This window comes from Nonomuraea muscovyensis (assembly GCF_014207745.1).
Classification (GTDB): Bacteria; Actinomycetota; Actinomycetes; order Streptosporangiales; family Streptosporangiaceae; genus Nonomuraea; species Nonomuraea muscovyensis.
Genome location: NZ_JACHJB010000002.1, coordinates 2,989,073 through 3,012,136, shown reverse-complemented (window position 1 = coordinate 3,012,136; position 23,064 = coordinate 2,989,073). Strand labels below are relative to the sequence as shown.

Annotated in this window: 29 protein-coding genes and 1 pseudogene; 14 read left to right on the top strand and 16 right to left on the bottom strand. The window is 71.7% G+C overall.

Going from position 1 to position 23,064, the window contains the following annotated elements; genetic code table 11:
- Position 1: 1 nt before the first annotated feature.
- Positions 2–589, bottom strand: coding sequence for a TetR/AcrR family transcriptional regulator (locus FHU36_RS30635; RefSeq protein ID WP_312891926.1), 588 nt, complete (start codon positions 587–589; stop codon positions 2–4).
- A 120-nt stretch (positions 590–709) separates the two neighbouring features.
- Between FHU36_RS30635 and FHU36_RS30630 the strand changes: the two genes are divergently transcribed.
- On the top strand, positions 710–1,474 hold the full coding sequence (locus tag FHU36_RS30630) for an SDR family oxidoreductase (protein WP_185087226.1): 765 nt from the start codon (positions 710–712) through the stop codon (positions 1,472–1,474).
- Between the two features lie 78 nt (positions 1,475–1,552).
- Here the strand turns inward: FHU36_RS30630 and FHU36_RS30625 are convergent, their stop codons facing one another.
- From FHU36_RS30625 to FHU36_RS30605, 5 genes are all read right to left on the bottom strand, one after another.
- Complete coding sequence (locus tag FHU36_RS30625; RefSeq protein WP_185087225.1) at positions 1,553–2,317, bottom strand: hypothetical protein; 765 nt, start codon at positions 2,315–2,317, stop codon at positions 1,553–1,555.
- A gap of 3 nt (positions 2,318–2,320) precedes the next feature.
- Entirely contained in the window at positions 2,321–2,680 is a 360-nt protein-coding gene (locus FHU36_RS30620) for a hypothetical protein (RefSeq protein WP_185087224.1), read from the bottom strand.
- Between the two features lie 884 nt (positions 2,681–3,564).
- On the bottom strand, positions 3,565–4,212 hold the full coding sequence (locus FHU36_RS30615) for a DUF2306 domain-containing protein (protein WP_221496630.1): 648 nt from the start codon (positions 4,210–4,212) through the stop codon (positions 3,565–3,567).
- A gap of 657 nt (positions 4,213–4,869) precedes the next feature.
- A complete protein-coding gene (locus tag FHU36_RS30610; RefSeq protein ID WP_185087223.1) occupies positions 4,870–5,205 on the bottom strand; it encodes an NIPSNAP family protein in 336 nt (111 codons plus the stop codon).
- 74 nt (positions 5,206–5,279) lie between these two features.
- Positions 5,280–5,495, bottom strand: coding sequence for an ATP-binding protein (locus FHU36_RS30605; protein WP_185087222.1), 216 nt, complete (start codon positions 5,493–5,495; stop codon positions 5,280–5,282).
- Positions 5,496–5,688: 193 nt separating this feature from the next.
- Between FHU36_RS30605 and FHU36_RS30600 the strand changes: the two genes are divergently transcribed.
- Entirely contained in the window at positions 5,689–6,048 is a 360-nt protein-coding gene (locus FHU36_RS30600; RefSeq protein ID WP_185087221.1) for a VOC family protein, read from the top strand.
- A gap of 17 nt (positions 6,049–6,065) precedes the next feature.
- On the opposite strand, the gene FHU36_RS30595 is transcribed toward FHU36_RS30600, so the two are convergent.
- The 3 genes from FHU36_RS30595 to FHU36_RS30585 all read right to left on the bottom strand — a co-directional run bounded on the left by FHU36_RS30595 (position 6,066) and on the right by FHU36_RS30585 (position 8,489).
- Positions 6,066–7,016: a YbgA family protein gene (locus FHU36_RS30595; RefSeq protein WP_185087220.1), complete on the bottom strand. Its 951-nt coding sequence runs from the start codon at positions 7,014–7,016 to the stop codon at positions 6,066–6,068.
- Positions 7,013–7,492: an RNA polymerase sigma factor gene (locus FHU36_RS30590; RefSeq protein WP_185087219.1), complete on the bottom strand. Its 480-nt coding sequence runs from the start codon at positions 7,490–7,492 to the stop codon at positions 7,013–7,015. The genes FHU36_RS30595 and FHU36_RS30590 overlap by 4 nt, the downstream gene beginning before the upstream one ends.
- Before the next feature lie 82 nt (positions 7,493–7,574).
- Positions 7,575–8,489 (bottom strand): MerR family transcriptional regulator, encoded by a 915-nt coding sequence (locus FHU36_RS30585; RefSeq protein ID WP_312891923.1) that lies wholly within the window; start codon positions 8,487–8,489, stop codon positions 7,575–7,577.
- 165 nt (positions 8,490–8,654) lie between these two features.
- Between FHU36_RS30585 and FHU36_RS30580 the strand changes: the two genes are divergently transcribed.
- Positions 8,655–9,620 (top strand): GNAT family N-acetyltransferase, encoded by a 966-nt coding sequence (locus tag FHU36_RS30580; RefSeq protein WP_185087217.1) that lies wholly within the window; start codon positions 8,655–8,657, stop codon positions 9,618–9,620.
- Here FHU36_RS30580 and FHU36_RS30575 read toward each other — a convergent pair.
- Positions 9,598–10,596 (bottom strand): helix-turn-helix transcriptional regulator, encoded by a 999-nt coding sequence (locus FHU36_RS30575; protein ID WP_185087216.1) that lies wholly within the window; start codon positions 10,594–10,596, stop codon positions 9,598–9,600. The two genes, FHU36_RS30580 and FHU36_RS30575, sit on opposite strands and share 23 nt — an antisense overlap.
- 44 nt (positions 10,597–10,640) lie before the next feature.
- On the opposite strand from FHU36_RS30575, the gene FHU36_RS30570 reads away from it, so the two are divergent.
- The 3 genes from FHU36_RS30570 to FHU36_RS30565 are packed head-to-tail and all read left to right on the top strand — an operon-like array spanning position 10,641 to position 11,641.
- Positions 10,641–11,093, top strand: coding sequence for a hypothetical protein (locus FHU36_RS30570; RefSeq protein ID WP_185087215.1), 453 nt, complete (start codon positions 10,641–10,643; stop codon positions 11,091–11,093).
- A 46-nt stretch (positions 11,094–11,139) separates the two neighbouring features.
- Entirely contained in the window at positions 11,140–11,394 is a 255-nt protein-coding gene (locus tag FHU36_RS46940) for an NAD-dependent epimerase/dehydratase family protein (RefSeq protein WP_376774164.1), read from the top strand.
- Positions 11,309–11,641 carry an SDR family oxidoreductase gene (locus FHU36_RS30565; RefSeq protein WP_376774163.1) on the top strand — a complete coding sequence of 111 codons (333 nt, stop codon included), beginning with the start codon at positions 11,309–11,311 and terminating at the stop codon, positions 11,639–11,641. The genes FHU36_RS46940 and FHU36_RS30565 overlap by 86 nt, the downstream gene beginning before the upstream one ends.
- On the opposite strand, the gene FHU36_RS30560 is transcribed toward FHU36_RS30565, so the two are convergent.
- Positions 11,635–12,096 carry a hypothetical protein gene (locus tag FHU36_RS30560; protein WP_185087213.1) on the bottom strand — a complete coding sequence of 154 codons (462 nt, stop codon included), beginning with the start codon at positions 12,094–12,096 and terminating at the stop codon, positions 11,635–11,637. The two genes, FHU36_RS30565 and FHU36_RS30560, sit on opposite strands and share 7 nt — an antisense overlap.
- A gap of 178 nt (positions 12,097–12,274) precedes the next feature.
- Here FHU36_RS30560 and FHU36_RS30555 point away from each other — a divergent pair, with 178 nt between their 5' ends.
- Positions 12,275–13,060, top strand: a complete 786-nt coding sequence (locus FHU36_RS30555) for a neutral zinc metallopeptidase (RefSeq protein WP_185087212.1) — start codon at positions 12,275–12,277, stop codon at positions 13,058–13,060.
- A gap of 153 nt (positions 13,061–13,213) precedes the next feature.
- Here the strand turns inward: FHU36_RS30555 and FHU36_RS45930 are convergent, their stop codons facing one another.
- The 3 genes from FHU36_RS45930 to FHU36_RS30540 form a co-directional block, all read right to left on the bottom strand.
- Entirely contained in the window at positions 13,214–14,203 is a 990-nt protein-coding gene (locus FHU36_RS45930; RefSeq protein ID WP_185087211.1) for a lytic polysaccharide monooxygenase auxiliary activity family 9 protein, read from the bottom strand.
- 75 nt (positions 14,204–14,278) lie between these two features.
- Positions 14,279–15,589 carry a sensor histidine kinase gene (locus tag FHU36_RS30545; protein ID WP_185087210.1) on the bottom strand — a complete coding sequence of 437 codons (1,311 nt, stop codon included), beginning with the start codon at positions 15,587–15,589 and terminating at the stop codon, positions 14,279–14,281.
- 21 nt (positions 15,590–15,610) lie between these two features.
- Entirely contained in the window at positions 15,611–16,288 is a 678-nt protein-coding gene (locus tag FHU36_RS30540) for a response regulator transcription factor (RefSeq protein ID WP_185087209.1), read from the bottom strand.
- Positions 16,289–16,315: 27 nt separating this feature from the next.
- Between FHU36_RS30540 and FHU36_RS30535 the strand changes: the two genes are divergently transcribed.
- Both FHU36_RS30535 and FHU36_RS30530 read left to right on the top strand, forming a co-directional pair.
- Positions 16,316–16,831, top strand: coding sequence for a hypothetical protein (locus FHU36_RS30535; RefSeq protein ID WP_185087208.1), 516 nt, complete (start codon positions 16,316–16,318; stop codon positions 16,829–16,831).
- Positions 16,831–17,412 carry a TetR/AcrR family transcriptional regulator gene (locus FHU36_RS30530; RefSeq protein ID WP_185087207.1) on the top strand — a complete coding sequence of 194 codons (582 nt, stop codon included), beginning with the start codon at positions 16,831–16,833 and terminating at the stop codon, positions 17,410–17,412. Before FHU36_RS30535 ends, FHU36_RS30530 begins: the two co-directional genes overlap by 1 nt.
- Positions 17,413–17,415: 3 nt before the next feature.
- Here the strand turns inward: FHU36_RS30530 and FHU36_RS30525 are convergent, their stop codons facing one another.
- A complete protein-coding gene (locus tag FHU36_RS30525; protein ID WP_185087206.1) occupies positions 17,416–17,910 on the bottom strand; it encodes a 2-thiouracil desulfurase family protein in 495 nt (164 codons plus the stop codon).
- Between the two features lie 85 nt (positions 17,911–17,995).
- Here FHU36_RS30525 and FHU36_RS30520 point away from each other — a divergent pair, with 85 nt between their 5' ends.
- From FHU36_RS30520 to FHU36_RS30505, 4 genes and pseudogenes are all read left to right on the top strand, one after another.
- The gene (locus FHU36_RS30520; protein WP_185087205.1) at positions 17,996–18,361 is read left to right on the top strand and encodes a hypothetical protein; all 366 of its coding nucleotides are present in this window, start codon (positions 17,996–17,998) and stop codon (positions 18,359–18,361) included.
- A complete protein-coding gene (locus tag FHU36_RS30515) occupies positions 18,358–18,738 on the top strand; it encodes a hypothetical protein (protein WP_185087204.1) in 381 nt (126 codons plus the stop codon). The genes FHU36_RS30520 and FHU36_RS30515 overlap by 4 nt, the downstream gene beginning before the upstream one ends.
- Before the next feature lie 31 nt (positions 18,739–18,769).
- Positions 18,770–19,414 carry an SRPBCC family protein gene (locus tag FHU36_RS30510; protein WP_185087203.1) on the top strand — a complete coding sequence of 215 codons (645 nt, stop codon included), beginning with the start codon at positions 18,770–18,772 and terminating at the stop codon, positions 19,412–19,414.
- Positions 19,415–19,646: 232 nt separating this feature from the next.
- Positions 19,647–20,266 (top strand): annotated as a pseudogene (locus FHU36_RS30505) (transposase).
- A gap of 36 nt (positions 20,267–20,302) precedes the next feature.
- On the opposite strand, the gene FHU36_RS30500 reads toward FHU36_RS30505, so the two are convergent.
- The gene (locus FHU36_RS30500) at positions 20,303–21,562 is read right to left on the bottom strand and encodes an MFS transporter (RefSeq protein ID WP_185087202.1); all 1,260 of its coding nucleotides are present in this window, start codon (positions 21,560–21,562) and stop codon (positions 20,303–20,305) included.
- 31 nt (positions 21,563–21,593) lie between these two features.
- Here FHU36_RS30500 and FHU36_RS30495 point away from each other — a divergent pair, with 31 nt between their 5' ends.
- The gene (locus FHU36_RS30495) at positions 21,594–22,652 is read left to right on the top strand and encodes a LacI family DNA-binding transcriptional regulator (protein WP_312891922.1); all 1,059 of its coding nucleotides are present in this window, start codon (positions 21,594–21,596) and stop codon (positions 22,650–22,652) included.
- Positions 22,653–23,064 lie beyond the last annotated feature (412 nt).

Genomic DNA, 23,064 nt, shown 5'->3' with positions numbered 1-23,064 from the left:
GCTACGAGGGGTTCGTGCCGCTGGTGGGTTCGACGATGTCATCGCCGAAGACGGCAGCGAGCGCCCTTGCGATCAGGTCGGGCAGCTCGGTTCGTCCGTCGTCCTCGGCCCAGCGCACCAATGCCGTGTGCAGGGCGGCCAGGCAGGCGCTGGCCGCCGCCTGGGCGTGGAACGCCGCGTCGAGATCGGTGGCGTCGTCCCCGAGGGCGTCGACGATCGCCCGCTGAAGGGCGTAGTGGTTGTCCAGGTGCTTGGCCCGCAAGGCCGGCGTCGAGATCATGAGCCGGAGGCGGGCGAGCAGGAACTGCTTGTCCGCCGTCAGGTCGTCTTCGTGGCCGCCGGTCAACGTCGCGGCCGAGTCGATGAGCGCGCTGCCGATGCGGCGGACCAGGGGCTGCTCGGCGGACGACGCGGCGATCCGCTCGGCGACGAGCTGACCGTGCTGGTCGACGAGCACGAGGTCCTCCTTGGTGGGGAAGTGCCGGTACACGGTCATGGGCGACACACCCGCGGCTTCGGCGACGTCGGTCACGGTTGTGACGTCGTATCCGCGCTCGGTGAACAGCCGTACCGCGTGCGCCTGGATCACGCGCTGTGTCTGGGTTCGCCGTCGCGCTCGCAATGTGGAGTGCTGGTTGGGCATGTGATAGACACTACCGCAGTGGTAGCAACTACCACTTTGGTGGTAGCTAACAGATTGGGTGTGGGCATGAGTGATCTGACCGGCAGAACGGCTCTCGTGACCGGCGCGTCGCGGGGCATCGGACAGGCGATCGCGGCCCGGCTGGCGGCCAAGGGGGCGATGGTCATCGTGCATTTCGGCACGGACGAGGACGGCGCGATGGCCACGGTCGACGAGATCGAACGTGGCGGTGGAACCGCGCTCGCCGTCGGGGCAGAGCTGGGCGTGGACGACGACGTCGAGACGCTCTTCGCGGGAGTCGAGGCCGGCCTGGCCGGGCGGCCCCTCGACATCCTGGTCAACAACGCGGCGGCCGCGCCCGCCGGCCCGCTCGGAGTCACGACGCGGACGGAGTTCGACCACCTCTTCGCGGTGAACGTGCGAGCGCCGTACTTCATCATCCAGCGGGCATTGCCACTGCTCCGCGACGGTGGCCGCATCGTCACGATCTCGTCCGTGGCGACCCGGATGGCCAACCCCGCCCAGACGTCCTTCGCCATGACCAAGGGCGCGGTCGAGACGATGAGCATGACCTTGGCCAACGAGCTCGGAGGCCGGGGAATCACGGTGAACGCGGTCGCTCCCGGCGCCACCCGGACGGCGACCAACGGATCGGCCTTCGAAACGCCGGGCCTGGCCGAGCTCATCGCCGGATCGACGGCGCTCGATCGCCTGGGCGGGCCCGACGACGTCGCCGACGTGGTCGCGTTCCTCGCCTCCGACGCCGCGCGCTGGATCACCGGTCAGGTCATCGACGCCAGTGGTGGCCTGTTCCTGGGGCCGCGCGCTTGATCGCAGGGTTCACCGACGCTCGATCCCTGCCTGCCGTCGCCGCGGCTGTCGCGGCACCGTCCTGACGCCCGGCTGGGCTCACGCGGACGTGACGAGCCGGCCGCGCTGTCGGCGCCGGTGGCGGCGGCCAGCTGCCAGGCCCGGCGGGCGGCGTGCTCGGGTGAGCCGAGGGCGGCGGCGAGCACGCGGTGGACGGCGAGGCGTTGCCCGAGCGGCGCCCGCTGGTAGACGGCGGCGCGGATCAGGGGATGGCGAAAGCGGATGGTGGTGCCGTCGGCGTCGCGCGGAGCACCAGGCCGGCCCGCTCAGCGGAGGACAGGTGGTCGGAGACCTCCGCCCATGGGCCTTCGAGCTGCGCTGGCAGCCGGGGAGGCCGCCGGATTGGGTGGCGATGAGCACGGCCAGCGCGATTCTGGCGAACAGGATGAGCACGATGCCCGTCCAGCAGGCTGCCCGTAGCCGGGACAGGGGCGCCCGCCGCTCCCCGCGCGCCAGCAGGAGGGCGACGACCACGACCGCCTGGCACACGAGCGACATCCAGGGAGCGAGCTGCGGGCCGCAGGGGGTCGTGTAGGGGATGACGAGCGTGGGCGCGTTGATCGCCAGCGACACCGCCGCGGTGATCGCGCCGAGCACCGGGAACCGTCGTGGCGCCCAGATGGCGAGCAACGCCAGCGCGGCCGGCAGCACGGGGACGGTCCATAAGGCGGAGTCCCAGATCGCCGCGCGCAGCGGGGTCGGCTCAGGCCATGTGGCCGGAGCCCAGCCGCAGAACGTTCCGGGGTGCAGGGAGAGCAGGAAACTCGGCGCGGCGGCGGCCAGGATGGCGAGGAGGCGGAACATCGACTAGGACCGATCGAGCAGGCGAGTCCGGGAGGCGGCCGAGACCCAGTAGTAGAGGCCGTGGGCGGTGTCGAGGTGGTAGAAGGCCAGCGCCCAGGTCCCCTTCGTGTCCGCGTAGCAGCCGACGTCGCTGGTGGGGGTGTTCCTGGCCAGGGTCTGGACGAGCGCGAGCAGCACGACCGCGCTCCAGATGACCGCCCGAGGCCATGGCACCCGCTGCTCCGGGCGGGTCCGCAGGAATGCGGCGACGGCGATCGCCTGGCAGGCCAGTATGGAGCCGAACTGCGGGCCGAAGCTGCGGAGCATCAGGACGGATAAGAAGGTCGGCGCGGTGGCCGCCAGGATGGCCAAGAGACGGAACATCGGCAGCCTCTCGCGCGAAGTTGATCAGCGGCGAGCGTACCGAACCGCCACGACAAGATGATCTCGAAGTGCACGGTCTGGAGGTGCTCCGGGTCGCCGTCGCGGGCGTCGAACACAGGCTCGGTCAGCGAGCTCCAGAACTCCTCCGCCCCTCCACACGGGTGTAGGTATGCAGGTAGAGCGGGCGGTAACCGGCCACGCCTCGGGATGGACGCCGAGCCGCAGGCCGCGCTCGTCACGCGTCCCCTGCGTGGTGCGGGTTGCGGAGACGCGGCGAGCTGGTCAGCGCACACTACAGGCGAGAAAGGAGTGGTGACGGCGGATCAGCGCGAGGGTGTCTGCGCGGCCGGCGCCGTACGTGTCCACGCCCGCGCCCGTCGCGACGCCCGGAACACGCTCACTCGGTGACGGTCTTGGGGGGCGGGCATCTTGATCGACACCTTGGCGCCCAAGCCGGTGTAGCGGGTGTCGGCGACGGCGGTGCTGCCCTCGAATTCTTCAGTAGCACTCCGAGACGCCTTTGGCCGTGTACGAGCTCCACAGCATGCTGAACAGGCCGGCCGAGTTGGGCGTCAGCTTGTAGGAGACTGTGTGTCCGAGGCCCAGGAGCGAGGTTGGAGAGGGAGAACACGGCGGACACCTTGCGCAGGTCCTTGAAGGTGCCGGTGACCGTGTTCTCGCTCTTGCTGCCCTTCTTGAGCAGCGCCGACAGCGTGGTGGGCTCGACCTGGTCGTACGCGCTGGGCATGCCACCGCCGGGCACACTCAGGGCCTTCGCCCGTACGGGACCCGCCGCGCCGCCGGTGCGCCCGATCGAGGCGCTCACCGGCCGGGAGGATGAGACACCGCGTCGAGATCGCCAAGTGGGCCTACGACCAACCGGGTCAGGAGCTGAACCGGGCCGGCCGTCTCCTGATGACCCATTCGGCCACGGCCATGTTGATCACCCAGCCGGCGCCCGGGAGCAGCGCCCTGGCGAGCTCGCCGGGGGTGCCGACGATCAGGTACCAGGGCAGCTGGGTCAGCGCCTGCGTACCCGCGCCCAGGCCGATCGCGTAACCGCGGATCATCCAGGCGCGGTGCCGCCCGAGGTCCCGCCGCCGGACCGCGACGAGGCCGAGCACGACGGACGCCGCCATGGCCGTGCCGAACACCAGCCTGAAGGCGGCGAGAAGCGGGCCGTCATGATCCGGGAGGGCGGAGAAGAACGTCATCCACAGCCCGGTGAGCGCCGCGACGAGCCCGCACGGGACCAGCAGCCGCCCGGCGACGCGGTGCCAGCCGGGGCTTCCACGGCGCAGCCGGGGGACGAACTGGAAGGCGCCCAGAACGGTGTACACGCTCACGCCGATGATGTGCAGCACGATGGGGACGGGGGCGGCGAAGAACCGCGCGCTGTCCGGCGTGGCCGCCGCGCCGCCGGTCAGCTCGGCCAGGCGTAGGCCGCCGGCGAGCACCGGCACGACGCCGAGCCCGACGAGCGCGGCCACCAGCCATCCCGCTCTTCCCCGGCGCACGCTCATGTCCGTCATGCCCCCGATCGTGCCGCAGGAGGCGACGGCGGTTCATCGGCTGAACGGTCCGTTCCGCCCTGGCTGATCGTCCGCCCATCAGGCGTACTTTCGGCCGATGACCCCGTTATCAAGGGTTTCCGCTTCTCGGTGGTTTCCGAATTCCCCGGGAGGCGTCCTCGCCGCCCGGCTGAAGGCGATCGGCCTGCCGGTGTGGGTGCCCGAGCCGGTGGCGTGGGAATGGGCGAGCATATCGCCGAGGACTGGCAGGCCCTGTTCGGCACCGAGGGCCCGGCGTGTCGGCGGCTTGGCGACGCGGAACTGGTGACGTGAGCCCGACGCCGGCGATTGCTACCAGGACCCCTTGAGGGAAGGGAGGAAGCATGATCGAACCTGGTCCTAGGGGCCGGTTCACCGTCTTGTGCGGCTCCTGCTCTTTGCGAGGAGGTCCATGACCCGTGGTCGACAAGTGGCGCCGGTTCTCACGGACATTCGCTCGGGAACGTCGGGCCGAGCGGCTCCCAAACTACACAACCCCGCCCGAAGGGAGGATGCGGCTGATCTCGGCCGGGCGCGGGCGGCGGGCGAGCGCAAGTTCCACGTCATCGGATCAGCCTTTCCCGCCGCTGGGCGGCGCGTCTCGACTCGAACTGGGGCGTAGTCGCTGCAGCGCCGATGTCATCGCCGTTGGAGTGCCTGCACGGTCTGTTCTGAAGTCTCGAGGACAATCGTGTGATAGCTGTCGATCCGGGAGACGATCGCCTCGCGGGGACCGAGCCGCCAGGCGTCACTGCCGTAGAACCTTTCCTCCTGCTCGTGGTGCGCCTCAAGGGACGCGAACGCGCGGATCAGATAGGCCTCCTCATGCCCGCCCTCTGCTACCAAAGACGCTCCGCAGTCCACCACCCAGATACCGGACTCCTCCAGTAGCGGCACGGACTCTTCCCGCATGACGCGAACGAACTCGTCGCCGGTGCCTGACTTCAACCGATACGTGCGGATCTCAAGAATCACGGGCAGCCCTTCTACGGCATCCAGTGCGTCAGACGGTGTTGGCCGGCGCAGAACACCTCGACGCTAGCCGGGCATCACTGACATGTTGTGTCAGGGATTTCGGCCCCCGGACCGCGGACCAGCCGCATGTCCCCGGCCGCCGCGGCGGCGTGGTCGAGCAACGCCGTCTTGCCGATGCCGGGCTCGCCACGCAGCACCAGCGACGAGCTGGTGCCCGCCCGCGGTCCCGCCGGCAGTTCAGCGATCGCGTCCGCCTCGCGCTTTCTCCCGTGCGGCTCGCTCGCACCCATGACCCCCACTGGCATCCGTCGGGGAGTGCCCCGTACCGGCCGGTCAGCGCCTGGTCGAGGGCGTCCAAGCGGGGGATCGGCGGCTCGATCTCCCCGAGATCGAGCCCGTGGCGGACTGGTTGAGGAGCTCGTAAGCGGCATGATCTGAAACTCAGCGTCCACCCGCTCATATCGAGGTTTCCGGAGGCATCTCATGTCCAGCGCGTTGCTCGCCGTTTCTGTCGACTGCGGCTCCCCGGGTCGGCTGGCCGACTTCTGGGCGCAAGCCCTCGGCTACCAGGCCCGGCGTGAGCTGCCGAGCGGCACCCATCTCATCGCCAGGGACGAGCAGACGATGCCCTGGCTGGCCTTCATCCATGTCCCCGACGCCAAGCACGCCAAGAACCGCCTGCACCTCGACCTCCAACCCGACGACCAGCAGGCCGAGGTCGAACGCCTCATCGCCCTCGGTGCCACCCGCATCGACGTCGGTCAACCCGCCGACGCCCCGTGGGTCGTCCTCGCCGACCCGGAAGGCAACGAATTCTGCGTGCTCCCACCCCGGCGCCCCTAGCGCCGTCCTCGCCGACCTCAGGCGGGGACGTGGTGCCGCAGCCGCAGCTCCTCCGGGTACGGGGCGAGGAAGGTCTGGTCGCGGACGTAGGCGGCGGCCGGTCCCTCGCCCTCGGCGTCGTGGCGCAGCAGGGTCGCCGGCACGCTCAGCGGCACCAGCCCGGCCCGGTAGGCCTCGATGACTCCCAGCAGGTGGTCTCGGCGGGACGGGTCGAGCGCGACCATGCCCACGAGGTGGTGCAGCGCGTTGACGTTCCGGCCGGCTCCTGCCTTCCTCGACAGGGCCGTACGGAACGCCTCGGCGTATCGGGCGGCCACTTCGGCACGCGGCAGCACCCCCGCCCGCCCCACCAGGGCGCCCGCGGCGCGGTAGCCGGCCGGGTCGTGGGCGAGGAGCTGCATCTTGTGCCGGGCGTGGAAGCCGATCAGGTCGCGCGGCCGCCAGTCGCCGGACAGCAGATCGCGCAGCTGGGCATGGGCGAAGACCCGCTCCACGAACGCCTCCCGCAGCACGGCGTCGTTCAGCCGGCCCTCGTCCTCCACGGGCAGCAGCGGGTGCGCGTCGATGACCCCCGCGGCGAACACGCCCCGGTTGCGCCGGTCCACCGGCGGCCCGTCCGCGCCCGGGTAGAGGGGGATGCCGTGGACGCCGCAGGTGGGGCTGCGCGACTTGAAGACGTAACCGTCCACGTCGAGCGAGGCGGCGCGGGCCGCGGCCAGGGCGGTCATCCGTTCGGTGAGGTCGGCGCGGGTCGTGCGGGTCATCAGGCGCGGGCGCGAGGCGGAACGCTCCAGTCGCAGCGTCTCGCGCGGCGTGCCCAGTCCCGCCTCCATCTCCGGGCAGATCGGCACCCAGTCGACGTACGGGTCGAGCGGGCCGGACAGGAACCGGTCACGGCTGTGACCGCCGTTGAAGCGGACGGGCTCGCCGATCAGGCAGCTCGACACCGCCACCCTGGGTCTGGTCATGCCGCCTCCATCAGGGCGGACAGGCGGTGCAGGCCACGGGCGGTCCTGGCCTTGACCGTGCCCAGCGGCACGCGCAGCCGTTCGGAGATCTCCCGCTGGGTGAGCTGGCCGTAGTAGGCCAGTTCGATGGCCTGGCGCTGGGTTTCGGGCAGCTCGGACAGCGCCCGGCGGACCAGGTCGCGCCGGGCCAGGCCGTCGCTGACGGTCCGGCCGTCGTCCCCGGCGGGCTCGCCGACGGCCTCCAGCGGGACCGTGGCGGGGCGGCGGGCGCGCAGGTGGTCGACGGCGCGGTTGCGCGCGATGCCCAGCAGCCAGGCCTCCAGGCTCCGCGCCGGGTCGTAGCGGTGCCGGGACTGCCAGACCTCCAGGAAGACCACCTGGGTCATGTCGTCGATGTCCGCGGGCGGGACGAGGCGCCTCAGATACGAGCGGACCAGCGCTGCGTGGGTGCGATAGCAATCGGCGAGCAGTTCCATCGTCCTCTTCTTCCGCAGATAACCTCTTCAAAACTTATTCAACGCCCTCCGCGGGGGATCGGGCAACCAAGGGCGGGGAGATTCAGTCGAGTGCCGCGGCGATCAGGGCGACGGCGCCGGGCAGGGAGTCTGCCCTGACGACCTTGCGCGGCAGGCCGGGCCCCCAGCCGGGGCCGCCGGCGACGATCCGGGCGGGCGGCCGCAGCGCGGGCAGCGCGGCGAGCGGAGCGGGGTCGCCGGTGGCCGTCCGATGTGACCAGACGAAGACGACCGCCGGGCCGAGGCGGCGCATCGCGTCCGCCAGCGCCGGGTACGGGGTGCGGGCGCCCAGCACGTGGGTCTCCACGTCGCGTTCGCCGGCCAGCGCCGCGGCGAGCGCGTGGACCGGCAGGCTGTGCTGCTCGTCCTCGGCGCAGGCCAGCAGGACGGGGCGGTGGTTCACCGGGTGGTCCGGGCGGGCCGCCAGGGGGAGCAGGGCCGCCAGGAGGCGGTCGGAGAACAGGTGCTCGACGTCGATGCCGGCACCGGTCTCGTCCTGCCTGCGGCAGATCGTCGCGAAGGTCGGGCGGACCAGGCGTTCCCAGGTGCCCACGACGCCGAGCCGGGCCAGGGCGCCGGCGAGGCCGTCGGCGACCGTGCGGCCGTCGAGGGCGTGCGCGGCGCGGGCCAGCATGGCCGCGGACGGGACGTGGGGCCCCGGCCGGCCCAGCCCGGCCGGCCGGTCGTCGGTGGGGGCGCCCTCTGGCGGGACGTTCGGGGCGCGCAGCCGCAGCGCCTGACGGGCCGCGTCGGCGGGCGGGACGCCCGCGTGGATGAGCCGGTTCATCTCCTCCAGGCGGGCCAGATCGACCCGGTCGTAGCGGCGGTGCCCGCCGGGGCTGCGGCGGCTCGGGCCGATGCCGTAGCGGAGGTTCCAGGTGCGCAGCGTGGGTGCGGGCACGCCGAGCCGCCGGGACACGGCGCCGATGCCGTATCCCGGCTCGTCTCCGGTGGTCACCGGGCCGGTCTCCTCCACGCAGGGTCCCCGATCGCGATCGTCCTGGTCATTCTTCCGGACGAGGCCGCTCGGCGGTTGCATCCGGCCCGTCCTCGGCCGGCCAGATGATCACGGACCGGTAACGCCGGGTTGGGTCAGCGATGATCTTTCTGGAAGGGTTGTCCCATGGACCCGCACGCACGCCTCCAGGAGGACCTCACCGTCCGCGGGTTCGCCTCGGGTGACGAGGCGTCCCTGGTCGAAGGCTGGAACCGCAGCATGCCGGCCGACCCCACCACCCGCGCCTGGCTGCGCGACTGCGTGCTGCTCGACCCGAACTTCGACCCCGAGGGCCTGCGGGTGGCCGTCCGGGACGGGCGGGTGGCCGGGTGCGCGTACGCGGTCCGCCGGCTGGTCCCGATCGCGCCCCGCGCGGGGCTGGAGCCCGAGACCGGCTGGATCCCGTTCTTCTTCGTCGTGCCGGAGCACCGGGGGAGCGGGCTGGGCCGGCGGCTGCTCGACGAGGCGCTGGCGTTCCTGGCGGCGCAGGGCAGGACGAGGGTGGACTTCGCCTCCTACACGCCCCACTACGTGCTGCCGGGCGTCGATCCCCAGCTCTATCCGGACGGGCTCCGGCTGCTGCGCCGGGCGGGGTTCGAGGTGCTCTACTCGCCCGTCGCGATGGATCGCACGCTCGTCGGCTACATGGCGCCGGACGACGTGCACGAGCTGCGGGCCAGGCGGGAGAGCGAGGGGTACGCCTTCCGCGCCCCGCTGGACGGCGAACTGCCGGAGCTGATCAGGTTCGCGGCGAGCGCGTTCAGCCCGGACTGGGGCGAGGCGATCAGGCGGCACCCTGACCCGGACCGGCTGCTCATCGCGACAAAGGACCGCATCGTCGGGTTCTCCGCCTACGGGGCCTATCGCGGGATTCCTGAGCGGTTCGGGCCGTTCGGGGTCGAGCAGGCCGAACGCGGCACCGGGCTCGGCAAGATCCTGCTCCACCTGACCATGGCGATGATGCGTGCCGAGGGGCTGCACTCGTCGTGGTTCCTGTGGACGGGGGAGACCAGCTCCGCCGGTCACCTGTACGCGCGCGCGGGCTACGGCATCACCCGGCGCTTCCACGTCATGCGCCGGCAGGCCGGATAGCGTCACGGTGGTAGCGCCGGGCCAGCGCGGCGGCCGTCGCCGCGACCGCGCGCCGCAGCTCGTCCGGCGCGACCACCTCGGCCTCGTCGCCCAGTCGCAGGAACTCGCCCGTGGCGTGGCCGACCGACTCGATGGGGACGGTCACCCGGGTCCAGCCCTCCGCGTCCGGCGGCTCGGCGCTGGCCCGGGCCGCGGCCACCACACCGGGCGTCATGAGGTTGCCGAGCAGCTCCAGCCCCCGCGGCGACAGCCGGACCACGGCCTCGCCCCGGCGCAGCCGCTCCTCGAAGTCGGCCAGGTACGCCTGCCAGTACGCCGCCAGGTCGAACCCGCCGGGCCGGGCGAAGTGCTCCGGCAGCGGGTGCAGGGCGAGGATCTGGGAGACCCGGTAGGTGCGCACCCGGTCACCGGACCGTGCCACCAGGTACCAGCGCCCGGCCTTGACGACCAGCCCGTACGGCTCCAGCCTCCGGTCCACCTCCTGCGGCGCCTTCCAGCGGCGGTATCGGACCTGGATCACCCGCTCGTTCCACACGGCGTCGGCCACGGCGGGCAGGTGCGTGGCCGGCTCCTGGTCGCGGTACCAGGTCGGGGCGTCCAGGTGGAAGCGCTCCTGGATGCGGCCGGCCCGGTCGCGCAGCTCCACGGGCAGCGCGGCCATCAGCTTGAGCTGGGCGGCGGTCACCACCGCGCCCAGGCCCAGCTCGGCCGCCGGTCCCGGCAGCCCGGCGAGGAACAGCGACTCCGCCTCGTCGCCCGTCAGCCCGGTCAACCTGGTGCGGTAGCCGGCCAGCAACTGGTAGCCGCCGTTCGGGCCGGCGTCGCCGTACAGGGGGATGCCGGCGGAGTGGAGCGACTCGACGTCGCGGTAGATCGTCCGTACCGAGACCTCCAGCCGGTCGGCGAGCTCCCGAGCGGTCATGCGCCCGCGCGTCTGCAGCAGCAGGAGGATCGAGACGAGCCGGGAAGCGCGCATGTCACTGACATTACCTGTCAGTGACTCCGGCTTACGGTCCCTCCATGAACGACTTCGACTTCCTCACCGGCACCTGGAACGTCGCCAACCGCAGGCTGGTCAAGCCGCTGTCCGGCAGCGACGAGTGGGACGAGTTCCCCGGCACCACGGTCGACACCCGGCACTTCGCCGGGGCGGCGAACTTCGACGAGATCGTCTTCCCGACCAAGGGCTTCTCCGGGCTGACCCTGCGCCTCTACAACCCGGCCACCGAGCTGTGGTCGATCTACTGGGCGAGCAGCGCGCGGGGCGTGCTCGACCTGCCGCCCATGGTCGGCCGCTTCGACGGGCCCAGAGGGGAGTTCTACGCCGACGACTCCCACCAGGGCACGCCGGTGCGCTGCCGGTTCGTCTGGACGGTCCACGGGCCGGACTCCTGCCGGTGGGAGCAGGCGTTCTCCGTGGACGGCGAACGCACCTGGGAGACCAACTGGACCATGGACTTCACCCGGGCGTGACGCCGGCCTGCTGTCACATCCGGCGGGCCCGTCCCGTCCCGTAGGCATGACGTGCGTACTGGTGACCGGTGGCAGCGGACGGCTCGGGCGGGCCGTCCTGGACAGGCTCGCGGCGGCGGGCCACGAGGTGCGGGCGGCAAGCCGTACGGGCCGGCGGGGTGCCGTGGACGATCCTGCGGGCGACGCAGTTTCACGCGTTCGTGAACCAGGCGTTCGTGAACCAGGCGTTCACCGCGATGGCGCGGCTCGGCGCCCTGGTGGCCGACCCGGGGGTGCGGGCGCAGCCGGTGGACGTGCGTGACGTGGCCGCCCGCCTTGTCACGCTGGTGGAGCGGGGGCCCGGCGGGCGGGTCGAGGAGATCGGCGGGCCGCAGGTGCTGTCGATGGCGGAGGCGGCGACCCAGTGGCTGCGCGCCCGGGACAGTCGGCGGCCGGTGTTGCGGGTGCGGGTGCCCGGGGGGCCGGGCCGCGCGTTCAGGGCCGGCCACCTGACGTCCGAGGGTGCGACCGGGATGATCAGGTGGGCTGACTACCTGGCCGGTCAGTAGGACGGGCCGGCCGGCGGCTGGGGCGGGTGCTGCCAGCCGGGCTGCTGCTGGGGGTGCGGGCTCTGGGGCTGCGGGCTCTGGGGGTGCGGGCCCTGAGGATGCGGGCTCTGCCAGGCCGGCTGCCGCGGGTCCCGGGCTGGTGGCCGGCGGGCGATCACGGCCCAGATCAGCAGCCCGGTGCCGGTGAAGGTGACCGCCGTCTGGATCACGTTCTCGATCAGGATGACGACCGAGACGGACTGCGTGCCGACCATCTCCACGATCATGGGCAGGGTGAAGGAGCGCACCACGCCCAGGATGAGGCCGAACAGCAGCACCACGCAGCCCCACAGGCCCAGCGTGGCCGCCGAGCCGTGCTCCTTCCGCCCGCGCGCCATGAGGACGACGCCCACCACCAGCAGGACGGCCACGACCAGCGAGAGCAGAACGTTGACGAAGGCGTAGCCCATGCTCATGTCATCCACTTCCGGGAGAGATCCATCGAGGGTACGTTACGCACCCCGGCCGGGTCCCGCCACCGCGAATGGCGACCGGGACAACGAAACAATTCATTCTCGTCAACGGTGAGCGACGCTCGGTGACGACGAATACGCGAGTTGCGGTTACCTGATCCTGGCCTTACTGTCGCGGCTCATGAGAATCCGCTATTTCGCGGTGCCGGCCTGTGCCGCACTGATCCCCCTCGCGAGTGCGGGTGCGGCCGCGGCGCAGACCGCCTATCCCGTCAAGAACGCCACCCTCACCAAGAACGCGCTGTACGAGACGGGTGCCCTGCCCGCCACCACATGCGCGGAAAAGAAAGTGAGGGTCAATGACCGCGCTTTGGCCAAGGCGTACCTCGACGGCATTGTCGAGTGCCTCGACACCACATGGGAGCAGCACCTCACCGGTGCCGGGCTGCCGTTCAAGAAGATTCGCGTGAAGCACGTCGCCAAAGCGCCCAAGAAGTGGTGTGGATTTACCACGGGCAAGGACGACTCGCAGGCCTACTACTGCGCGGGCAACAACACCCTCATGATCCAGCTCGGCAGGTCGTGGCTGGGCCAGCCGCACGACCTGTGGCTCGCCTACGTGGCCTCGTCCCTGTACGGCCTCCACGTGCAGAACCTCGTCGGCGTCGACGCCGCGTACGAGAAGCTGCCGTACCGCACCACGTCCGAGGACATGGAACAGACGCGGCGGAGGAACCTGCAGACCGAATGCCTGAGCGGCGCCTTCCTGAAGAGCGTCTGGCCGCTGGACGGCAGGCACTCCAGGGACTGGCAGCAGCTCCTCGGCCTCATGGAGGGCGACCGCAGCGGCGAGGGCCGCTGGTACGGCAGGACGTCCAGCATCAAGGCGTGGCTGAAGGCCGGGTACGCGACGGGTGACGTGGGCTCGTGCAACACGTGGGCCGCGTCCTCCAAGAAGGTCGCTTGACCTCCCTGTGCCGGTGAACCGGCCCCTGTGCCGCACCGGCACAGGGGCCGCGCCCGTCTCCCGGACGCGTGCTGATCCGCGTCCCGCGCCGGGGCGGTGGGATTCCCCGGGGACGCGGGTGGGGGGTCGGCCCGGGAGACGGTCTGGGGGAGGTCAGCCGGTGACCTTCAGGGTGGTGCGTGCCAGGGAGCCGTCCGCGCAGGTCGCCGTGACCGGGAAGGTGCCCGTTCCGGCGGCCTTGAGCGTGGTGGTCCAGGAGCGCGTCGTCGCCGGCGGGGAGGTGCGGCGCGGGGTGAAGGCGCCGGAGGTGACGGCGCGCACGCCCGAGCCGCAGACGGCCGTGACCTTCACCTGGGAGCCCGGTCCGGCTGTGCCCGTGCCGAGCCCGATGCCGGCGTTCATCCGCGCCACCGGGGTCCCGCCGCCGGGCTGGTCGGTGGGCGTCGGCGTGGGCTTGGGGGTGGCGGTGGGGGTGCCCGTCGGAGTGGGTGCGGGGTTGGGGTTGCCGCCGCCGAAGGTGACGTCGGAGCAGGAGTAGAACGCCTCGGGGCTGTCGCTGCGCTGCCAGATGGCGTAGACGAGGTGCCGGCCGCTCTTGACCGGCAGCCGGCCGCTCAGGGTGTACGCGCCGTTGGACAGGGCCGGGTCCCGCTGCGTGAGGAAGGGCCTGGACTCCAGGTCCGACCACTTCAGCGGCTTGGTGGGGTCGTAGCCGTCCTTGGTGACGTAGAGCTCGAAGGCGCCCTTGTGCGGGGCGGTGGCCCGGTAGGTGAAGGTGTGGGCGGCGCCGCTCGTCAGCGAGGTGCTCGGCCAGTCGGCCCGTGCCTGGTCGAAGCCGCGGTACTTGTCGCGGCCCGCGCTGCACAGCCTGCCGTCCGGGATCAGCTCCCGGTGCCGGCCCGCGGCGGCGGCGAGGTTGACCTCGTTCCAGTCGTAGAGCGGCTGGGTGCCGCCGAGCTCCACGGCCTTCCTGCAGGCGGCCGAGTCCGGGCTCTCCGGGCCCTCGGTGTAACAGACCATGGTCCGGCTGGGCGGGTTGTTCATGGTGCCGTGGGCGACGGCGGGGGCGGGTGCCACAGTCAGGGTGAGCAGTGCGGGGGCGACCAGGGCGGTGGCGACGAGCGCCTTGCGGGTGATCTGCATGTGGATCACCTTGGACCACGAAAATCGGCGAAATATGGCGCTTAATCCGCCTTTAAGGTCGGCTTGAGTGCCTCTTCAGCCCCGGCGTCCGGAGCGGCCCCCGCGGGGGCGGTCCAGCGGGGTACGACGGAGCCAGAGCTGCACCTGTGCCCCGCCCAGCGACGAGCGGTCCAGCCGCAGCGAGCCGCCGGTCGACTCGGCCAGCCTGCGCGCGATGTCCAGCCCCAGCCCGGTGGATCCGGCGCCGCTCGCCCCTCGCTCCAGCGCGGCGTCCGGGTCGCGGATGCCGGGCCCGGCGTCGGCCACGAGGATGCCCACCGCGTCCTCGCCCTCGTGCAGGGTGACGCCGAACGCCGTGCCCTCGGCGGTGTGCCGGAAGACGTTGCCGAGCAGCGCGTCCACGGCGGCGGTCAGCTCGCCCGCCGGTACCGGCACGGACACGGGCAGCGTCGCGCCGGTGAGCCGCCACGGTCGGCTCTGGTCCTCGGCCAGCGCCGACCAGAACGTCAGCCGGTCACGCAGCACCTCGGCGGCGTCGCACGACCGGGGCGCCCGGGCGGGCCGCCGGGCCGCCGTGATGATCGTGTCGACCTCCTCCTCCAGCCGGGCGAGCGCCCGCCTGCTCGGCTCGGCCGGCGGGCCGAGCTGGTCGAGGCTGAGCCGCAGCGCGGTGAGCGGCGTGCGGAGCCGGTGCGACAGGTCGGCCGCCAGCTCGCGTTCGGCCGCGAGCAGCCTGGTCACCCGGGCGGCCATCGCGTTGAACGCCGTCGCCGCCGCGACCAGCTCGGCCGGCCCGTCCGGGTGGATGCGTTCGCCGAGATCCCCCTCGCCCAGCGCGGTGGCCGCGGAGCCGAGCCGGCGCGCAGCGCGGACCACCCGCGCGCCGAGGCGGTCCCCGACCAGCACCGAGCCGAGCACCAGCACCACCGCCACCCCGCTCAGCACCGCCCACGAGGCGGTGACGCCCCGCGTCAGCTCACCGGCGGGCACGAACACCTCGATGACCGCGCCCCGGTCCTCGTCCAGCGCGACCGGCCGCAGCAGCGCGTACCCGCCGGGCAGCTCGACCCGGCTCGCGCTCGTCCGCGCCACCGCCCTGGCCACCTCACCGCGCGGCGCCCGCGAGACGCCCGTGGTCGGGCCGTCCTTGACATGGATCGCCAGCCGGCCGTGCCGGCCCGCCTCGGTGCGGGCCATCGCCAGGCCCAGTTCGTCCGCCTCGGTCGTCAGCGCGAGCACCGGCACCAGCGCCGACGCCTGGCGCTCGGCGTCCGACAGCGCTCGCGACCGCGCGGTCTCCTTGACGACCAGCGCGAGCGGCACGAGGAACGCCAGCGCCACCATCGAGGTGACCGCGACCATCAGCACGGCCAGTGTCCGCCTCATGAGGCCCGCCGCATCCGGCCGCTACCGGGGAGCGGAGAGCATCACGCCGACGCCGCGCACCGTGTGCAGGTAGCGGGGCCGCGCGGCGCTCTCTCCCAGCTTGCGGCGCAGCCACGACAGGTGCACGTCGATCGTCTGGTCGTCGCCGTACGCCTGCCGCCACACCTCGGTCAGCAGCTCCTGCCGGCCGACCACCCGGTCGGCCCGGACGGCCAGGTAGGCGAGCAGGTCGAACTCCCGCCTGGTGAGCGAGATCGGTCCGCCGTCGAGGACGGCCTCGCGCCGGTTGACGTCCACGACCAGCCCGCCCACCCTGACCGCCTCCGGCGGGGCGGCCGGCCTGGCCCTGCGCAGCACCGCGTCCAGCCGGGCGCCCAGGTGGTCCCCGGAGAACGGCTTGACCAGGTAGTCGTCGGCGCCCGCCTCCAGCAGCCTGACGATCTCCGCCTCGTCGTCACGGGCCGTGGCCACGATGACCGGCACGTCGGAGACGCCGCGGACCATCCGCAGGGCCTCCGCGCCGTCCAGGTCGGGCAGGCCGAGATCGAGGACGACCGCGTCGGGCGCCCGCTGGGAGATCTCCCGCAGCGCGTCCAGAGCGCAGCCCGCGCTGCGGACCGCGTGCCGCCGCCTGGCGAGCTCATGGATGATGGCAGACCTGACCAATTCGTCGTCTTCGACTACGAGCACCGTCGCCATGCGCACCAACCGTACATAATGCCTCTCATGCGGCGGGCCCTTCGATACGCGGCGATCTGGTGCGGAGCCACCGCGGTCGCCGTGTCGGTGTCGTGGTTCGGCGTACGGGGGGTGCTGGGCGGCGGGTTCGCCGGTGACGTGCGGCTGCTGCCGTTCGCGCCGGAGGCGGTCGCGGACGGCGCCACCCCCACCCCGCCCCGGGCCGTCACGCGCACGCCCGAACGGAGGACGGCCGGCCCTTCCACGTCAGCACCCTCCACGTCAGGGCCCGCCGCGCAGCGGCCTCGCCGGTCGTCCCTGCCCGCGAAGACCCCGGCCGCCGGCGGCGGGGAGCTCAAGGTGGTGACGGTGAGGGGCGGCGAGGTGGCGTTCAGGCTCGGCGCCGCGGACTGCCGCCTGGTGTCCGCCACCCCCGCCACCGGTTACACCGCGAAGGTCACCCGCGCCACCGGCTGGATCAGGGTGGATCTGGCCAGGGGGGAGCACGGCACGGGTGTCTGGTGCATCGGCCACGAGCGGCGTACCGACACCTGGGAGTACTGATGGGCGGCAGCCGCCGCTGGGGCCGGTCCACCAGCACCCGCGAGGCGCTGCTGCGCGCCGCCCGCGAGGTGTTCCTGGCCAGGGGGTACGGCGAGGCCACGGTGGCCGACATCGTCCAGGCGTCGGGCATCAGCGTGGGCAGCCTCTACCACCACTTCGGCGGCAAGCCGGGCCTGTTCCTCGCCCTGTGGGAGCAGTTCATGCGCGGCCAGGAGGAGCGCACCTCGCGGGCGGCCAGGGCGGTCGGGGGCACCGGCGAACGGTTCCTCGCCGGGGCCCGCGCCTACCTCGAAGGCTCCTGGGAGGACCGCGACCTGGCCCGGTTGTTCCTGGAGAGCGACGGGCCGGCCGAGTTCGACGCGGTGCGCAGGCAGCGCGGCTGGGACTGGATCGGCGGCAACAAGCGGCTCCTCGGCCTGGACGACACCCGGCGCAGCCACGTGCTGGTCGTGCTCCTGACGACCATGATGCGCGAGGCGGGCCGCGAGGTGGCCGTCTGCGAGTCGGAGCGCGAGGCCACCGAGACGATCGACGAGGCGATCCGGCTGGTCAGGCGGGTGCTGCCGGCGTCGGCCGACTGACGGTCACGACTCCAGGACACGCAGGTGGTCGGCGGCCTCGGCGAGGTGGTCCTCGGTGAAGACGCGGATGCCGTTGGCCTCCAGCAGCGCCGCGGTGACCCCCTGGCCGGGCGTGCGCCGGCCCTGGAACGTGCCGTCGTAGATCGCCAGGGCGCCGCACGACGGGCTGCCCTCCTTCAGCACCGCCAGCCGTACCCCGAAGGACCGTGCGACCGCGAGCGCCGCCTGCGCGCCCGACAGGAACTCCGCCGTCACGTCGGAACCGTCGGCGGCCAGCACCCGCGCCGCGCCCGCCAGCACCGCGGCGCCGCCCGCCCCGCCCTCGATCTCGGCGGCCGGCCGCGGCGTCGGCAGCCCGCCCTCCACCTCGGGGCAGAACGGCACCAGGCGGCCCTCGTCGCGCCACTCGGCCAGCCGCGCGTCGGCGCTGGTCTTGGCGCCGCCGTCGTAGCGCACCCGCCGGCCCATGAGGCACGCGCTGACCAGGATCCTCTCCATGCCTTCGATCCTACGAGCGCCCCGGGTGCGGGGCGGCGTCGGCGGAATCCGGGGGCGGCCCCCGCGGGCGATAACCTTTGCGCTGATGAACACCACCGTCGCCACGATCGTCATCACCGGGTCCCTGCTGCTCGCGCTGGCGAGCCTCGTCACGGCGATCCGGGACCGGGCCATGGGCATGGTCCTGCTGGTCGGCTTCGTGCTGCTGGAAGTTGCCGTGCTGGCCCAGGCCGGCATCGTGATCGCGGCCGTCGCCGGAGGCGAGGGCGCGGACGTGTCCAAGGGCACGCTGTTCGGCTATCTCGGCGGCCAGGCCGTCATCCCGCCCGCCGGGGTGTTCCTGGCGCTGGCCGAGCGCAGCCGGTGGGGTTCGGCGATCCTCGTCGTGGCCGGGTTCGCGATCGCGGTGATGACGGCGCGGCTGCTGCAGATCTGGCAGGGCGTGGCATGAGCGTGCCGTCGACGGGCACCGGGCCGGGCCGCGCGCTGGTCGCCGTCTACGGGCTGTTCGCGCTCGCCGCCGGGGCTCGGGCCACCGTGCAGATCCTCACCAGGTTCGGGGAGGCGCCGCTGGCCTACTCGCTGTCGGCCTTCGCCGCGCTGGTCTACGTGCTGCTCACCGTCGCGCTGGTGCGCGGCGCGCGGCGGCTCGCGCTGGCGGCGCTGTTCGTCGAGCTGGCGGGCGTCCTGGTCATCGGCACGGCCAGCCTGCTCGATCCGGCCGCCTTCCCCGAGGCGACCGTGTGGTCGGTGTACGGCAAGGGCTACCTGTTCATTCCGCTCGTGCTGCCGCTGGTCGGCCTCTACTGGTTGCTGCGCCGACGTTAGGCCCGGCGCCGTCGGGGAAGCCAGCATCTCCATGAGTACGATCGAGCATTCCGTAGACGTCAACGTTCCGATCAGGGTCGCCTACAACCAGTGGACCCAGTTCGAGAGCTTCCCCGAGTTCATGGAAGGCGTCGAGTCGGTCAAGCAGCTATCCGACACGCGCACCCACTGGATCACCGAGATCGCCGGGGTGAAGCGCGAGTTCGATGCGGAGATCACCGAGCAGCACCCGGACGAGCGCATCGCCTGGCACTCGATCGACAAGCCGCGCCAGGCCGGGGTGGTGACGTTCCACCGCCTCAACGACGACACCACCAAGGTCACGCTCCAGATGGAGTACGACCCCGAGGGCTTCGTCGAGACGGCCGGTGACTGGCTGCAACTCGTCCGCCTGCGCGTCCGCGGCGACATGGAGCGGTTCAAGGCGTTCATCGAGTCGCGCGGCGGCGAGACCGGCGCGTGGCGCGGCGACGTGCCCGGCCCGCACCAGCACGGCTCCGGCTACGACGCCGGCGGCGCCGTGCCGCCCGGCACCGGCGGGAACGTGCCTCCCGGGACGGTCGGCGGCCCCGACCTCACTCCCGGCGGCACCCCCGGCAGCGGCTCCACGCTGCCCCCGCCCGGCCCGATCCCGACCCGCGACGAGCCGCCCCAGGGCCCGCGTCCCGTCCTCTGACCTGGTGACGCCTCCGCTAAGAGGTACCTCACCCAGGGCGCACGAAGCCCCCGAGCGATCGGGGGCTTCGCTTGCGTTCTGAGGTGATCGTCCGGTGACAGCGACCCTTCGAGCTTGTGTCATCGAACTTCGACCGACTTAGAAGTGCTAGCAAAATGATCACTATGGTCTCTTGGGAGCCGGTGGGCCAGTTGGATCACGGTTTGTGAGGAAAGGTGAGCAGCCGCCGTGGATGGTGCGTGACAGCCTGTGGGAGCGGGTCGAGCCGCTGCTGCCGAAGGTGGAGCGGCGCGCGCGTCATCCGGGTCGTAAGCGCCTGGACGATCGCAAGGTGTTGTGCGGGATCTTGTTCGTGCTCTACACCGGGATCCCGTGGTAGTTCCTGCCTCAAGAGCTGGGGTTCGGGTCGGGAATGACCTGTTGGCGCCGCTTGCGGGACTGGCATGAAGCCGGGTTTGGGAGCGGCTGCATCAGACCTTGCTGTCGGAGTTGCACGCCGCGGGGCAGCTGGACTGGTCGAGGGCGGTGATCGACAGCTCGCACGTACGCGCGCTCAAGAAGATCCCATCGGTCCGCGGACGGGTCGGGCGGCCCCGCAAGCGGCCCGACTGCCTGCTCGCCGACCGCGGCTACGACCACGACAAGTACCGGCGCCTGGTGTGGAGTGCCGGCATCAAGCCGATCATCGCTCGCCGAGGCACCCCGCACGGTAGCGGCCTGGGCGTGCATCGCTACGTGGTCGAGCGGACCATCGCGCTGCTGCACTGGTTCCGCCGTCTGCGCATCCGTTGGGAGGTCCGCGATGACATCCACGAAGCCTTCATGACTCTGGCCGCTGCCATCGTCTGCTGACGCCGCCTCGTCCGCTGATCATTTGTTTGAAGCCTCTTAAGGCTCCGGGGTCCTGTGCGTTCGGGCTGGTCGCGTGCGAATCGAGTACGGCGTCTCGTCGGGAGAGCGGACGTCCGCTGCTCGCTTGAGCGCCGACAGTACCGGGATCGTCGCCAGAAGCACGGCGGTCAGTGCGGCGATGCCCAGAAACGCCTGCTGCACTCCGGTGGCGTCAGCGAGCAGGCCGAAGAATGCGGGGCCGGCGAGGTAACCGACATAGGCGACTGTGGAGATGGCGGACGTGGCTCGTCCGCGTGACTCGTCGGGGATCGGTCGAAGCCCGTAGGACAGCAAGGTGGGAAAGAGTATCGAGGTGCCTGCTGCGGCAGTGACGATGCCCACCAGTGCGAGCGGCAGCGTGGGCGCGAACGCCGTTAGGACGCCTCCGGTCGTGGCGATCACGCTTCCGCTGGCCAACGTGACGATCGGGCGTCGGAATGTGATCGTGGCGGCGGCGAAACGGGCCAGCGCGGCCGTCGTGGCGAACGCCGCCGGCGCGACGGCGGCCAGCGGGGACGAGGCTGCGAACTCGTCGGTCAGCAGGACAGCACACCAGGACTGGTAGGCATTCTCCGATGCGAACGCCAATGCGCCGACCGCACCGATCATGAGCAGGGCGATCCACCGCAACGCGCGACCGGCGTGCGTCGGCGCGTCCTGGCTCTTGGGTACGACAGCGTCCTGAGCGGGGACTGAGCGCGTCGCGGCGATAACGGCCAGACCGAGGGCCACGGTGACTACGGCGGCGGCGGCGAAGTTCGCCAGCAGGCTGTCGGCCAGTCCGGTAAGCGCACCGGCGCCCAGGCTGGAGACGGCGACCGTGGCGGAGAACGCCGCGTGTGAGCGGGCCACGATGGGGCGTCCGGTCCGCTTTTCAACCGTCGCCGCCAGCGTGTTGATCGCCACATCAGACGCTCCCGAACTGGCTCCTGCCAGGAGGATGCCGGCGCATAATGCGGCATAGGTCGCCGACGTGACGGAAACCACGAGGCCCATGACGCCCAGCAGTGCGAGCAGCACGCCGGCGACACGGAGCCCGAGCGCGTCGATGAGCCGCCCGGTCAGCAGCATGGCGGGCAGAGCCCCGGCGGCCACGAAGAGCAGTGCGATGCCGAACTCTGCATCGCTCACCTCGGCTTGGGTTCGCAGCAGGGGGAGGCTGGCACCCCACACACCCCAGAAAGTGCCGAATCCGGCGAAGCCGAGGAACGGCGCGGCACGGAGCACTGTGGCGGGGCGAGCGATCTGAGTCGACATATGTGTAACGCTACACAGATAGGATGGTCCTGTGCCAACCAGCCGTAGACGTGTGACGCTGAAGGACGTGGCGGCTCGTGCGGGAGTGTCACCCATGACCGCCTCCTATGCCTTCACCCGGCCTGCACGGGTCGCGACCGCCACCCGCGAGCGCGTGCGCCGCGCGGCCAGCGAGCTGGGGTATCGCCCGGACGCCGTGGGGCGTGCGCTGAAATCCGGTCGTACGCACCAGCTCGGGGTGGTTTTCAGCGAGCACCTGGCGTATGCCTTCGACGATCCCCAAGCGGCACAGTTCCTGGCCGGGGTCGCAGAGGTCTGCGTAGAGGAAGGCCGAGGTCTCACCTTCATCCCCACGCGCGGCGACGCCGCAGACGCTGATCGGGTGCTGTCCGCGGCAGTCGATGGTTTCGTGTTGTGGACCACCGCGGAGGACGATCCGGTGCTGGCGGCGGTCGGCGGCGATCCCCGCCCCGCCGTCATCCAGGGGGGTCCACCACGTCAGGGAATCACGTGTGTCACCCAGGACGACTACCGGGCCGCACGCGCGGTCGCCTCCCATGGACTCCGTGACGGCCGGACGCCCGTACTGATCTCATTCCCGCTCGATCGCCACCGCGAGCACATGGTGACGACCGTCGCGAACCTGCCGTCACGCGCACCGTTTCCCGTCACCGACGCCCGTCTGCGCGGCTACCGTACCGCCATCGAACAGGCCGGGCTCAGCTGGACGAGTACACCCGTCGCTGTCGTGGCACGCAACACTCAGGCAGATGGCGCCGCGGCAGCGCGAGAACTCGCCCCCCAACTCACTCCCCATGCGCTCATCATCGCCATGAGCGACGAACTCGCCCTAGGAGCCCACCAGACCCTCCGCGAGACTCACCCGGAGGCGGCCTACCTCGGCTGGGACGCGTCACCAGCCGGCCAACGGCTCGGCATCACGTCCGTCACCAACCCGCTACGAGACCAAGGCCGCCGCTGCGCGCACCTGGCGCTCAACCCCGACCAGCCGAACGGCCAAGAGATCCCATGGTCCATCACATCCGCATCCGCCTCCAGTACCGGCGCCTCCGACGCCCACGGGCTATAACCCCTTGAGCGGGCCCCACACGTGCATCACTCGGCGGTTGGACAGGCCTCAACATCGGCGGTTCGCCGCGATGATGTCCGGCCTGGACATTCACATTCAATACGACCTCGGTGAGGGACACCCGCTGCTCGGACGCCGTATGCCTGATCTCGACCTGGTCACCGCGGCCTCGACATCGCTCCATGGGCAGTTGATCGACGCCGAGGGATCAGCCGCTCGATAACCACCCACAGCTCATCACTGACCTCCCACGGCTTCAGCCGCGCCATCCTCTCGCCTTCGCTACCGCGAGCGATCAAGCACAGACAAAGATCATTCTGTTAGGGGTTCTTAGGACGCCGTCTGATCGCGGAGGCGTCGATCAGGACGGCATCGATCCCGGCCCGGCGAACCTGGTGAGGGCACGCCCCGA

Bases quoted from the DNA above. Each gene is read 5' to 3' on its own strand.
- FHU36_RS30570 (WP_185087215.1), top strand. From the start codon at position 10,641: ATGAACGACTTCGACTTCCTCACCGGCACCTGGAACGTCGCCAACCGC.
- FHU36_RS30510 (WP_185087203.1), top strand. From the start codon at position 18,770: ATGAGTACGATCGAGCATTCCGTAGACGTCAACGTTCCGATCAGGGTC.
- FHU36_RS30535 (WP_185087208.1), top strand. From the start codon at position 16,316: ATGCGGCGGGCCCTTCGATACGCGGCGATCTGGTGCGGAGCCACCGCG.
- FHU36_RS30540 (WP_185087209.1), bottom strand. From the start codon at position 16,288: ATGGCGACGGTGCTCGTAGTCGAAGACGACGAATTGGTCAGGTCTGCC.
- FHU36_RS30605 (WP_185087222.1), bottom strand. From the start codon at position 5,495: ATGGGTGCGAGCGAGCCGCACGGGAGAAAGCGCGAGGCGGACGCGATC.
- FHU36_RS30575 (WP_185087216.1), bottom strand. From the start codon at position 10,596: ATGCGCGCTTCCCGGCTCGTCTCGATCCTCCTGCTGCTGCAGACGCGC.
- FHU36_RS30530 (WP_185087207.1), top strand. From the start codon at position 16,831: ATGGGCGGCAGCCGCCGCTGGGGCCGGTCCACCAGCACCCGCGAGGCG.
- FHU36_RS30590 (WP_185087219.1), bottom strand. From the start codon at position 7,492: ATGGAACTGCTCGCCGATTGCTATCGCACCCACGCAGCGCTGGTCCGC.
- FHU36_RS30555 (WP_185087212.1), top strand. From the start codon at position 12,275: ATGAGAATCCGCTATTTCGCGGTGCCGGCCTGTGCCGCACTGATCCCC.
- FHU36_RS30580 (WP_185087217.1), top strand. From the start codon at position 8,655: ATGGACCCGCACGCACGCCTCCAGGAGGACCTCACCGTCCGCGGGTTC.
- FHU36_RS30525 (WP_185087206.1), bottom strand. From the start codon at position 17,910: ATGGAGAGGATCCTGGTCAGCGCGTGCCTCATGGGCCGGCGGGTGCGC.
- FHU36_RS30630 (WP_185087226.1), top strand. From the start codon at position 710: ATGAGTGATCTGACCGGCAGAACGGCTCTCGTGACCGGCGCGTCGCGG.
- FHU36_RS45930 (WP_185087211.1), bottom strand. From the start codon at position 14,203: ATGCAGATCACCCGCAAGGCGCTCGTCGCCACCGCCCTGGTCGCCCCC.
- FHU36_RS30620 (WP_185087224.1), bottom strand. From the start codon at position 2,680: ATGTTCCGTCTCTTGGCCATCCTGGCGGCCACCGCGCCGACCTTCTTA.
- FHU36_RS46940 (WP_376774164.1), top strand. From the start codon at position 11,140: ATGACGTGCGTACTGGTGACCGGTGGCAGCGGACGGCTCGGGCGGGCC.
- FHU36_RS30545 (WP_185087210.1), bottom strand. From the start codon at position 15,589: ATGAGGCGGACACTGGCCGTGCTGATGGTCGCGGTCACCTCGATGGTG.
- FHU36_RS30600 (WP_185087221.1), top strand. From the start codon at position 5,689: ATGTCCAGCGCGTTGCTCGCCGTTTCTGTCGACTGCGGCTCCCCGGGT.
- FHU36_RS30515 (WP_185087204.1), top strand. From the start codon at position 18,358: ATGAGCGTGCCGTCGACGGGCACCGGGCCGGGCCGCGCGCTGGTCGCC.
- FHU36_RS30520 (WP_185087205.1), top strand. From the start codon at position 17,996: ATGAACACCACCGTCGCCACGATCGTCATCACCGGGTCCCTGCTGCTC.
- FHU36_RS30615 (WP_221496630.1), bottom strand. From the start codon at position 4,212: ATGACGGACATGAGCGTGCGCCGGGGAAGAGCGGGATGGCTGGTGGCC.
- FHU36_RS30595 (WP_185087220.1), bottom strand. From the start codon at position 7,016: ATGACCAGACCCAGGGTGGCGGTGTCGAGCTGCCTGATCGGCGAGCCC.
- FHU36_RS30500 (WP_185087202.1), bottom strand. From the start codon at position 21,562: ATGTCGACTCAGATCGCTCGCCCCGCCACAGTGCTCCGTGCCGCGCCG.
- FHU36_RS30560 (WP_185087213.1), bottom strand. From the start codon at position 12,096: ATGAGCATGGGCTACGCCTTCGTCAACGTTCTGCTCTCGCTGGTCGTG.
- FHU36_RS30625 (WP_185087225.1), bottom strand. From the start codon at position 2,317: ATGTTCCGCCTCCTCGCCATCCTGGCCGCCGCCGCGCCGAGTTTCCTG.